Annotated in this window: 7 protein-coding genes; all 7 read left to right on the forward strand. The window is 28.6% G+C overall.

The window, feature by feature from the left end; translation table 11 throughout:
• The first annotated feature begins 227 nt into the window (after nucleotides 1-227).
• The 7 genes from VEHSUH06_RS04300 to VEHSUH06_RS04330 are packed head-to-tail and all read left to right on the forward strand — an operon-like array spanning nucleotide 228 to nucleotide 13034.
• A complete protein-coding gene (locus tag VEHSUH06_RS04300; RefSeq protein ID WP_105097900.1) occupies nucleotides 228-800 on the forward strand; it encodes an AAA family ATPase in 573 nt (190 codons plus the stop codon).
• Nucleotides 801-2447, forward strand: a complete 1647-nt coding sequence (locus VEHSUH06_RS04305) for a hypothetical protein (protein WP_105097901.1) — start codon at nucleotides 801-803, stop codon at nucleotides 2445-2447.
• 8 nt (nucleotides 2448-2455) lie between these two features.
• Nucleotides 2456-3361, forward strand: coding sequence for an NADAR domain-containing protein (locus tag VEHSUH06_RS10705; protein ID WP_158251714.1), 906 nt, complete (start codon nucleotides 2456-2458; stop codon nucleotides 3359-3361).
• A 28-nt stretch (nucleotides 3362-3389) separates the two neighbouring features.
• Nucleotides 3390-7589, forward strand: coding sequence for a DEAD/DEAH box helicase (locus tag VEHSUH06_RS04315; RefSeq protein WP_199179725.1), 4200 nt, complete (start codon nucleotides 3390-3392; stop codon nucleotides 7587-7589).
• Entirely contained in the window at nucleotides 7589-10045 is a 2457-nt protein-coding gene (locus VEHSUH06_RS04320) for a PIN domain-containing protein (RefSeq protein ID WP_105097902.1), read from the forward strand. The genes VEHSUH06_RS04315 and VEHSUH06_RS04320 overlap by 1 nt, the downstream gene beginning before the upstream one ends.
• An 8-nt stretch (nucleotides 10046-10053) precedes the next feature.
• On the forward strand, nucleotides 10054-11184 hold the full coding sequence (locus VEHSUH06_RS04325) for a hypothetical protein (protein WP_105097903.1): 1131 nt from the start codon (nucleotides 10054-10056) through the stop codon (nucleotides 11182-11184).
• Nucleotides 11184-13034 carry an AAA family ATPase gene (locus tag VEHSUH06_RS04330; RefSeq protein ID WP_105097904.1) on the forward strand — a complete coding sequence of 617 codons (1851 nt, stop codon included), beginning with the start codon at nucleotides 11184-11186 and terminating at the stop codon, nucleotides 13032-13034. The genes VEHSUH06_RS04325 and VEHSUH06_RS04330 overlap by 1 nt, the downstream gene beginning before the upstream one ends.
• Nucleotides 13035-13037 lie beyond the last annotated feature (3 nt).

The following is a 13037-nucleotide window of genomic DNA, read 5'->3' on the forward strand; positions in this document are numbered from 1 at the left end:
AGAATACACATATAAATAAAGTAGACAAGATTATATTATTGATTAAAAAGGGTGGATATATAAACAAAATCCACTCTTTTTAATAGATGAATGTATAATGAAAATATTTATGAATATTTTATGAAGTTTTAAGTATATAATAAAACTTTATTGGTAAAATATTACAAGAAATAGTTTTTGTATAAGGATTATGGATTTATAGTATATTTGTAAATTAGAGGTGACTTATGTTTATTGTTATTACCGGGTTAGATGGTTCAGGGACTAGTACGATAGCAACAAAATTACATAATTTAGATAAAGGATCTATTCTTTTACATACTCCATCAACTGAATATGAAAGTCGTGAAATGATAGATACTAGTGTATATAAGACCTCGACAATGGCACATTACTTATATTATTTATCATCTGTTGCATATATATCTGATTACATAAAGAAAAATATTGATATAAGTAAAATAAATGTATACTGTGTACGTTATTTAATTGATACTATAGTGTCTCATCGTGTAGCAGGTCTAGATGTTACATTAGACTACTCTACATACAATTTATTGGAACCTGATATGACTATCTTTATAAACTTAGATGAGGATGAACGAAAAAAAAGAATAACTAAAAGAGGAAAGTCAACACTTGATAAAATACTTGATGATTCAATTAAAAGAGAAAAATTCCTAAAAGAATTTGATAGCCAATTAAGAAATTCTTATGTATTAGATAATGGTAAAGACGATATAGATAATCAAGTTGAATATTTGTATAAAAAGTATATTTTAAATAAGGATATTTTATAAATGGATGAAAAAATAAATTTTCTATTATCTGATGAATTGTATATTACTGAAGGTGATTATCTTGAACGTCAGTTATTAGTACAAGAGTTTTCTAAGCAACCAGAAGAATTTTTCTCTCAAATGAGACATTTTCAACCACAAGTGGGTTGCCTTAATTGTTGTGCAATATGCTCTAAAAAAGCTAGTACAGTTATGGAGTATTGGGATGTTAAGAGAATTAGAAATGTAGTTTCTGCAATCAAATATAGTGTTAAAGCATATAGAACAGAAAAACCTTTATTAGCGTGGGGACGTACGAATCATCGTATTGGTGTAGTTTTTTCATATTTAGATAATGATATTGGTAGTTATGAATATTTAGCTGATTTTATTGAAATAGTATATAGGGAGTTAGGAGTACAAATAAGATTATCAACTGTTGGCTTTAGTCGATATAATAATGTACTTAATCGAGCTCATAATTTGGTTAACTCAAGAAATCTATTACCAGCTATTGGTGGAGTTAGATTATCCTTTACCCCTTATGCTATTGGTTGGGCACATAAAAATTCTAATCAATATAGTCGAGAAGACTATATAAATGATATATCTAATTTTTTGAATATTTATAAACCATATTATGACTATACAGGTTCTGGTCGTAGAAATATGTGTGTAGAACTAAGATTTAAACCATTAGTAAAAATTTGTGATATAAAGATTTATGATATACATCAACATATGATTATATTAGCTGATAACGTTATATATATTTCCCAAAATAAAAATATTCAATTTGAAGCAGCTAATATTAGAAACCAATTTGTGCATTCAATAGATCTAGATAAAAAACCAATTAAATTTTGGTGTTTTGAATACACTAATGATATGAATCTGAACTCGTTGGTAGAACAATTACTAGCGATTAATTTATCAAGTAAGAACTTAGTAGATGCTTATATGTTAAAGAATAGAGAAGGTATATATTATTCGATTTCGCCTACAATTAGTGAAAATGGTAATAAAGGTGTGAATATTTATCCTAGAACAGATAAAAGAAAAAAATCTGGTTGTATTATAACAGAGCGTTTTTTTCTTAATGCATTAATTAGGGTAAAGCATCAGCATGGCTTAATGCGTAATTCAGAATTTAATAATGCTACATGGGATGATGTAAATCAGGTACTTTTAAATCTAGAAGAACAAGTAGAAATATATAGGATTAAAGACTCGATAAAATCAGAATACATTAAGGATGAAGTGATTCCAATGATATCTGGATATGCACAGGCATTAAAATTAGCGGGATATTCACCAGCGGATTTCTTTAATCCTCAATTTACCATTGATACAGGTATAATCTGTAATTTAGGTAAATCACTTAATGAGTTTAAAGGGATTACAAGTTTAGAGAATGAACCCTTAACACCAACACATGAACGGAATTATGGGAAAACTAATAGTACTATGACAACAGAAGGTGTTGCATGGAGATTGAGTTGTGAACATAATAATCAAATTATTATAGAAGAGTTAGAATTAATGAATACAGCTACAAAAGAGGGACAAATATCACGTGTATCAAAAATTAGTCTCTCTTTAGAACAAGACAATCAATTTACTTTTCAAGATTTGAATTACAATTATCTTGTTCCTGGACAGAGGTAATGATATATATGACTATTTATTTCTATAAAGAATTTGGTCCACTTGGTTATTTAGCGAGCTATTCTAATCATGGGTTTTATAAAAATGGAAAATATTGGGCAACTGTTGAGCATTTTTATCAGGCGCATAAATTTTTAAATACAGATCTACGCGAAAATATACGGCATGTATCAACACCGAAAGAAGCCAGTAAAATTGGTAGGGATAAAGATAATCCATTGAGAAAACATTGGGAATACTTAAAGTTAGATATTATGTTTGAAGCCGTATATAGAAAATTTATGTCCCATAGTGATATTCGAATCTTATTATTACTTACTAATAATGCTGAGATAATAGAAGAAACAACAAAAGAAAATTACTGGGGTTGCGGATCATTATATGATGGTAAAAATATGTTCGGTAAAATTTTAATGAGTGTTAGATGTTTAATGAGAAGGATTGAAAAAATGTACTTTATTAGTAAAAAAGGATATGAAACTAAATATAATGAATTTTTAAATGTTGATAATGAAATCATTGAAACCAATAGAGAAATGGGTGAAAGTGCAAAAAGAGACAATGATTTAAGAGAGAATCAAGAGTTTATGCAATTACGTGTCAAAGCTATGTATGAATTGCCACAAAAAAAAGAACGATTAAGGCTATGTTGTGAAAATGCAATTATTATAGAAGATATGGATGAATTTAAAAATTTTGATGGTACTAAGGTTATTATTGGTAGTACTGTTAAACTTGATTTTGAAGGTGATATTTGTGAATATACTATTTTAGGATCAGAAGAAGGCGATATAGATAATGGAATATTATCTTGTGAAGCACCTATTGCACAAGCTATTTTAGGTAAACAAAGTGGTGAAGAAGTTGAATTTAATGGATGCAAAATTGTTATAAAAGAAATAACAATTTCGTAATTTATATATTTTTTTGGTAAGAAATTATATGGGAAATGATAAATCTATGGGGATAGTAAAATTAATAGCTAGTTTTTTTAATGGTGAGATTGGCATTACTAAAGCTACAGAAAGTAATATGATAAAAGATGATAAATCAAATATTATTAAAGAAAAAAATGATTTAAGTACCCCAAAGTCGTCTGATAAAATTTTGGAAATAGATAATGAAAGAGATAATTATATGAATAGTGAAAATACTTATGATATAAATGATACATCTGAAACATATACAGTAAATGATTATGTTGAAAATAATATAAAAGATGAAGAAGTTGATAATTCTGATATCTCTATGCATGGTTACAATATATGTATACGTTTAAATGATGAGAATGAGCGAAGAAATCGTTTAAAAACAAGTCAGGTAAATTTACTTAAAAAATTTCCAAAACTATATGAGTTACCTTCAGAAACTTTAATGCAAAATATCTTAGACGGAGTGTTTACAGAAGGATTTCAAAAGCAAATGTATATTAGAAATCTTACTTTTACTCATAAGAATGGATATGATATTAAGGTCCTTGGCATTAGACCAGAAAGAACACCTGGAGATTTTTTAGAAGACTATTTACCGAATAACGTTTCACTTTTATTTAAAGGACATATATCAGGAAAGGTATTTAGAGTTGACTCAGTATTTGAAGTCATGGATACAGAACAACTTGACTTTGAAGTTGATGTTAATGCTACACCATATCGAACACCAGATAAAATTCGTATGAATTTTCTTTATGATATTTTGGCAAATGCGGGTTCACTTACTCAATATACAGAAGAGAAACTTGAAGAGTGGAATCAGTATTTGGACTGGAAAAAAGAATTAGCTAATCGCCAAATTTATGGTTGCAAATTTTTTAAAATAGGTTTTGATGAAAAACAGATGCGATTAAATTTTTGGTTAGTTTTTGAGAATCAGGATATATTTAAAGCTTTTAAAAAATATTTAAGTAGAGATATTCAAGTTTTTGATAATAGTTATTCTAAAGATCCGTGGCATTTTGATTTTGCGGGAGATATGAATAATACAAGACAGCGATTTAGGAGTATTGAACTTGGGCGCTATAGAGGTATTGTAAGTGAGTATTATCTTAAAAATAATAGAGATGAAACCATTAATAGTGATATTACAGAGAATTATTTTTTTGATGATGTTATAAGTGTAAATGATGATGAAGAAAATGAAAATGATGTATCAATAGAAAATATTTATAATGCATATAGTAATCCTTATATAGTACAAGTTGCATATGAACTTAATTATAAAGATAGGGATGAGATTAAACAATTAAATTTGACTGATGAAGATGTCATTCAGTATATATATGATAATATTTTAGGGAATTACTATAAAGATGGATTTTTAGCTTTATCTGCGATTGGAGATTTTGTCCTAATAAAAAGATTTCAAATAGCGATTGAACAACTGAAAAAAGATGAATCCTATTCACCCAATTTAGCAATGTGGTTATTTAATGTTAAACGAGCAAGAATTCCAGAAGAAGTTGATATAAAGATTGATAAGTGGCTAAATCCGAGAATTGAAAATAATGAAAACCAAAAAGAAGCTGTTCGCAAAATGATTTCAGCACCAGATTTATGTTTAATACAGGGTCCTCCAGGAACAGGTAAGACAACTGTTATTGCAGAGGCAATCTATCAATTTGTACGTCGAGGGGATAGGGTTTTAGTCGCTTCACAATCTAATGATGCGGTTGATAATGCCTTAGAACGGTTAGTAGAGTCTCCGGATATTAGAGCTATTAGATTGGGACAAAAAGGTAAAAGAAAAAGAAGAGTAGACGATAAAATTACAAATAAATTTGGTGAGGATGAGGCACTTAAGTATTATTATAATGCTCTTTCAAATCAACTTTCAAAAACTTGGATAGATTTATGGGACTCAATGGAAAGTGATGGTATTCAGTATGATATAGATATTCGTGATGCAAGTCTATTTCAGCAGGATCTTGCAAGTATAAATCAAGAGTTGACTGTTGTAAATAAAAAGTATATTGAATCAAAAGAATACTTAGATAGTTTAAATAAACAACTTAAAATAATTAATGATGATAGTATTAAATTAGAAGCAGATAAAGAACAATATCGCTTAGCAGTTGAATGTTTTAATGGTGAAAATGATTTACAATTTTATTTGTCTGAAGATTTAATACGGATATTTGAAAAAGAGTTAAATAATCTGATTGAAAGGACAATTAAAACAGGAATAATTTTAGTTGAAGAACGCTTAAATGTTGATGAAATGGGCTTGTATAAAGTACAAAATGATGTGTATCTTATTTCTAAGAGGCTAAAGACTCTTAAAGGATTATACAAAAAAATTCAAAATTCAAAAGGAGATGATAGAAGACATGATAGTGATATTTTAATTCTTAATAGTCAGTTAGCTGAGATAAATGAAAATTTATTGGTCTGCATAAAAAATGAAGACGAAGAAGGAAAGCGAGACTGCATAAATAAAATTAGCACTATCCAATTGCAAATCGATAAACTCCAACATTCTTCTTCGGTAGTAAGTATTTCTGAGACTGAAAAGATAATACTTCATAAAAATATAATAGAAGGTATTAATAATGATGATCCAGAAAAATGGTCGAATACTTTTGCTGAGATTATTAAACAATGGGATCAGTCTATTGATTTATCATTAAATAAAATAAAAAATATAATAAATTCTCGAAAAAGTATTGATACTACCGATATTTTTAATCATAAAAAAGCTACCGAAAGTAAAATTGTTGAAATTAAAGAAAAAATTAATGAAATTAAGTCACAGCAACTATCAAAATCACAGACACTCCTTAAATTACGTGAGAAGTATGGAATTAATACAACAAATGCAGAGGAGATTATTTCATATATTAAACAATTAAAAGAAAGAAATCTCAATAAGCTGAATGAGCATAGAAGTTTAAGAGATGATTGGGAGAAGACTTTAAGAGAGTTTAAATTACGTTTGGAAGATAAAGACTCTTTTAAGTATGATCAAGAATATTATCAGCAAATATATGTGAATGCATGTAATGTTGTAGGAATTTCTTGTACTGATAATATGAAAAATCTTTCTGATAATGGATATAATGATTTTGATGTTGTAATTATAGATGAAGTTAGTAAAGCCACTCCTCCAGAATTATTGATTCCATTGATGAAAGCTAGAAAGGCTGTATTAGTTGGTGATCATAGACAATTGCCGCCTATGTTTAAAGAACATGAAGGTTCATATAAGGAACTCGTAGAAAGTCAAGAAGATACACCAGAGGAAATTAAAGAATTATTAACTAAGGAGAATTTTAAAAAATTTGAAAATATGGTGACGTCTTCGTTGTTTAAAGACTATTTTGAACAAGCAAATGAGACTATAAAGCATTCTCTATTAGTTCAATATCGTATGCATTCTAACATTATGGAAATTATTAATAGATTCTATGAACAACGTTTATCTTGCGGAAACTCAGAAGAAGTTGAACGTTTAGAAAAAAATCATGATTTAACTATAAAAGGTGTAGATGGAAGTACATTTATTAAACCTGAGAACCATGCGTATTGGGTCGATTCTTCAGCCTTACCTAGTGGTCGTCCAATTTATGAAGTGAGACCTAATTATAGTACTTCTAATTATAATGTTTTAGAGAAATATATTATTATTGAATTGCTAAAAAAAATAGCTCATTCATATAAAGAGAAAGGGTATAGTAAAGAGAATAAGAAAACTGTTGGTGTTATTAGTTTCTATCAAATGCAGGTTAATGAGATAAGAGAAATATTTAGAGAAGCAAAGAATTATTTTGATTTTTCGTCTATTGATGTAGATATTAATACTGTAGATAGATTCCAAGGAAAAGAGAAGAATATTATTATTACTAGTTTAGTACGAAATAATAGAAAAGGTCATGCAAGTAAACATGTAGTAGCATTTGAACGTATTAATGTGGCTTTTTCTCGTGCTCAAGAACTTTTGATTATTGTTGGCGCAAAGCATATGTATGAAAATCAGTCTGTTAAGTTACCTAATATGGATATGCCAGGATTTAAGACTGCACCAGTATACAAAAATATTATGGAGGGTCTAAATAGAAAAGGTTGTTTTAAGACTTGTAATAAGATAATCACTCCAGAAATTGAAGAAAAAATAGTAGTTGAATATAAAGAGATGGGAGGTAAATGATGAATTTTACAGAAGTAACGCTATCATATCCCTGTGTGCAGAATAAAATTGAAGTCTCACATTTTACCGCAAGAAAGTCTACAGCAATTGAGTGGATAATTTTAGAAGCAATTAGTAAGTGCCAAAAGCTTACTGATTATGAAAGCTTATCTATAGGAAAATTTTTTGAATGGATATTTACTATTTCCGATGCAGATTCTCTTGTTCGTCCCGTTTTGTTATCACTTCATGATATGGGTGCAATAATAATTAATGGAATTGATGATGAAACTAAACTTGATACCGTTGAAATGAGTAATTTGAAGTTGACTGAAGTAGGTCAAGAAATGCAATTAAAAGGACTTTTACCTGGAGTTGCTGCAGAAGATGTCATTTCTATCTATTATGATGTTATATCAAAGTCATTAAAAGAAAATGCAAGTTTTTACAAAGAAGAATCTACAGGAATACATGTAGTTGATTTAGATCAATCAAAAGATGCCGAAATTCCGGAAGGGGTTATTCGCGAATGGCTGTTTGCAATTCAGAATAATAAAAAGAAGAAATTTCATTGGCTTACATCTACTACAAAGATTAAATCTATAACTAGATTAGAATCTAAATTATATTGGAAGAATGTGTCTAGAAAAGTTGAATTACTTGAGGGTATGAGATGGAAAATTTCTGGCATAGAAGATGAAAGTATAGATAAAATTTCTTTAGAACAGTCAGATTTCGATATCCTAGATAAGATAGACGATTTATGTCATTTAAATATTGAAAATCCTGATAAAGAATTAGAAAAAATAGTTTTACTTTCGGACATTAACTCTCTAATAGATGAATTTATCAAGAATAATAATGACATATTCTTTGTACACTCAAAATATTATAAGGATATAAATTTTTATCAGAAGAATAAGAATAAACTTAGAATTGTATTTGTCTATGGTTCTAGTAAGTTTGAGGTAGAAAGTAATAACACATACATGGTTATCTATGTGCCTAATACTGAGTTACAGGGGAATGGAGTTTATTTTAGTTCGAAACAATCTATAAAAGCAGGAGTCACTACTGTAATTGCTGGAGATGTATCTAGAGAAATAGCAATTGCATATATACCCATCAAAAAAGAATTTAATACTCAAGAGATAGTAGTTGATTTAGTTAATAGCTATTATAATCAAGAGAATATTATTTTATTTGCTTTATATAATCATGGATTAAAAGATTTATTTTTGCATTATATTGGTCAAATTATTTCTGATGAGGAAAGAATAGTTGATAAGGCAAAAGTAATTGAACAATTTAATGAAAAAAGTAGAAGCTATTATGGTAGAAATATTATTTCTTCAGATGATAGTGAAAAATTACTTATTAATGAATTTTATATAATTGAAAAATGTTCTAATATAGAGAATGCAATAGATTTAATAACAGAGTATGCTGAAATTAATATTTTTAAACAGGATGAGTCTCTACTAAAAAAAATAATTAGTATTGTTTTAGGACATATTGGAGAGCAAGATTCATTAGAAAATATTTGGGAAGTTTGGAAATCTATTAAATCTATAAAGAAATCGCTTATAGATTTTGCTATTAGTAGCGGACTTCATAAGAATTTGTATTCAAAGAAAAGTATAGTCGCTTTTATAGATCGTTTTACAGATGAAAATCTATTTGAAATTGAAGAATACACTATAGTAGAACGGATTATTCTTAATATGAGAAGAATATCTTTACAAATAGAAGATATGTTACCTGAGTTGGATTTATACCAGATAGTAAGCTATGAAAAATATAATGAGCTTATTCTTTCTCATAAAGATATTATAGAAAATTTGTATGACAAAGTTAGACAGTGGCAAGATGAGGAAGAAAGATTTAGTAATGCAATTATTGATATTACTGAAGTCCTTAATCTTAAAAATTCGTTTACTAATGTGAGGAATAATATTGATGGACTAAAAAATTCTTTAGCCATATTTTTTAATGATTCATTCATAAAATTTAATAAGGTTTATATTGTTGATACTTGCTCTTTAATAAATGAGCCAAATCTGATTTCTTGGTTTGATGATGGTAAGGCATTATTGGTTATTCCAATGGTTGTATTAGATGAATTGGATGGCTTGAAAAATTCTGAAGATGAGGAAATCGTATATAAGGCAAGAGATGCTATTAGAAATATAAGTAATTACAATGCTTTTGATTGGTTGTTGAGTGGTGAGATGAGTTATCCTGAATTATTATTAAATGATTTAGATAAGGAACGAAATGATAACAAGATTCTTTCCATTGCAATTAAATATTGTGCAAAAGAACCTATATTATTAACTGATGATATTAATCTAGGAAATATTGCTACTGCGAACAAAATTAAAAATATAAATCTTCATTCATTTCAATTAATGAAGGAACATGAAAAATTATCTAATTTAGGGCACAAAAAAAAATCTAAGAAAAAGAAAAAATAGGAGGTTATATGAGTAGATCAAATGAATATTCTTATGAGCTAGAATTAGAACGTAAAAGACAAATATATTTGAATAGAATTTCTGCAACAACGGAAGAATATTATCATCGTTATTATAAGACATTTCTAGATATGAAGAATAATGGATTATCTGCATATATTCCTTCTGAAATGAAAAGGTTGGAATCAGATCTTTCTCAGTTAAGAAACTTACTTATTGTAGATCCTGAAGAGGCAAGAGAACTTAGCTTTGAAGTGGGTTCTTATATTAGAAGTATGTCATCATTAGCGATGAGTGCACGTGAGCAATTTGAACGATTGGAAAGAATGCGAGTAGAGAATCTTAGAGCTGAAAGAGAGTATCAACACAGTATATTAATGGATGAGTATTTTCAAATTTTGAAAAATATTAAGAATCCAATTGTAATAAATTATTCTAAAGAAGGATTGCAAGAACTTAAAGAGGAAATTGAAAGTGGAAATCTTACAAGTGTTGCAGATTTAAAAGAAAAATCTGAGCATGTTATTTCTGAGGCTAAAATTAAAGCTACTGAATGGAAAAATTATACTATTAATAAAAATCGGAAGAAAGATGTGGCCCAATCTATTGGTGAAGTAGAAGAAAGGGTTAATAAAGAAAATATTGAAGATCAAGAAAAGACAAAAGAATTTATGTCTAGAATTAGAAAATTAAGAGTTGATTTAGAGTCTGGTGCTTTAGATACAAATACTATTGAGGCGAGCGTTGTGGAAATTGAAAATGCTTTGGATGATACCCTTATAACGGAAGAAACTAGGCGAGAAATGGTATTAGCAGTTGTAAATCAGTTTAAAAGGCAAGAATTCATAGTTGAAAAACCACAATTAGTAAAAGTAGATGGCAAGAATTTTGTAAAAATAGTTGCTAAGCAACCATCTGGTAAAAGAGCAGTTTGCAACATTGATTTAAAAGGAAAAATTGCCTATAAATTTGATAATTATGTTGGTATGACATGTTTAAAAGATATTGAGAAATTTAATGTAGATCTTGACAGAGTATATTCTATAAAGCTTTCTGATGAAAGAGTATTATGGCAGAATCCTGATAGACTTTCAATGGATGCTAACTCTTTACCTAATAATGAAGGGAGAAATGCATAATGATAGATATAGAATTAAATCTATGGTTAGAACGATTCAGTAGAGATATTGGGTATAAGTCATCAGTTATAGTGTTTGGAAATACTTCTGATATAATGCTCAATCCTAAGAATTCAGGTAAATTTGATTCTGTGATAAATACAATTATTTCGTATATAAGAGATAGGGGATATAAGCAAATAATTAAGTGGGATCGAGTAGATGGAATTGATTACAGCATATCGGATGACCTTATCGATGTATCTAATCAATTTGTACAATCAGAAAGTCCTAATGATTATGATTTAGGTGATTATGATTTAGCTGATAATAGCAATCAAAATGGAAATCATTATAAAGCTCCAGATGAATTTTTTCCTTATATGCTAAATATTATGAAAAATAGTTCTAATAAAACTGCTTTTGTATTAGATTACTCAGATTATATATTTGGAAATGCAAATTCTTTATCGGAAAAAGAACGAGACTATTTGGCTACATTGGGAAAGGTTCTTGAAACAGGGCAGTCATATAATATGCTAGACAGTAACTTTGCTGACATTAGAAATATTGTCATTATTGTTGCGCATAATAATGCAATGATTCCTCCAGCATTTTATTTAAATAATTCCATGGTTGGTTCTGTAAATATACCATTACCAGGGCATAAGGAAAGAGAACATTTTATAAACATAAATAGTTCTTGTTTAAATATTACACAAGATATTATTTCGGATAAAACCGCTAAAGATGATCTTATTGATGCACTAGATGGGTTTTCTTTGAAAGAAATTGCTCAGCTGATGAAGTTATCACGACAAATTTCAGAAAAAATGTCATTTGAAAAACTTATAAATTTATTTAAATATGGTGAGAAAGTCAGTCCTTGGGAGGAATTATCAAAAGATAAGATAGAGCGAATAGAGGAGGAATTAGGGAATAGAGTTAAAGGTCAGGCTTTTGCTATTTCTAAGGTGAAGGATGTTATAATACGTGCATACACTGGATTTTCAGGTTTACAACATTCTTCAAAACAAAAAAAACCAAAAGGAACTCTATTTTTTGTGGGCCCTACAGGTGTAGGAAAAACTGAACTAGCAAAATCTCTAGCGAGTTTTGTATTTGGTGATGAGAATGCATGCATACGATTTGATATGTCTGAATATAACCATGAACATAGTGACCAAAGGCTAGTTGGTGCACCTCCTGGATATGTAGGATATGAAGCTGGAGGTCAACTTACTAATGCTATAAAAGAAAAACCATTTAGTGTTCTTCTTTTTGATGAGATTGAAAAAGCACATGGAAGGATTCTAGATAAGTTTCTCCAAATATTAGAAGATGGACGACTTACTGATGGAAAGGGAGAAACAGTATATTTTTCTGAAACAATTATTATTTTTACTTCTAATATTGGGGCTGCAGAAGTTAGTTCTGATATGAATAATATCGAAGTAAAAAAGCAATTTGTTGAGAAAGTTAAAAATCATTTTATTGAAGTTCTAGGGAGGCCAGAGCTATTAAATCGTATAGGTGATAATATTGTTCCTTTTAATTTTATTGATGATCCTAAAGTTTTTATTGAAATCGCAAAAATTAAGTTTAAAACAATAGAAGATTTTGTGAAAGAGCGCTATGGAGCAACGATTATATTGGATAATGAAGATAAAATCTTTCATTCTATTGCTTTGAAAGCTGGGAAGCAAAATGGTGGTAGAGGGCTCTTAAATGTTATGGAGGCAGATATTATTGATCGGTTGTCAAAGTTCATATTTGAACGTTCTGATATATTAAGGAATCACGAAATTCTAATTAAACCATTTTATCCAGAAAAACCAGAATTATGTTTATTTGATTTTATATTGAAGTAGGTG

The sequence above is a fragment of the Veillonella sp. S13053-19 genome (assembly GCF_002959835.1).
Classification (GTDB): Bacteria; Bacillota; Negativicutes; order Veillonellales; family Veillonellaceae; genus Veillonella; species Veillonella rogosae.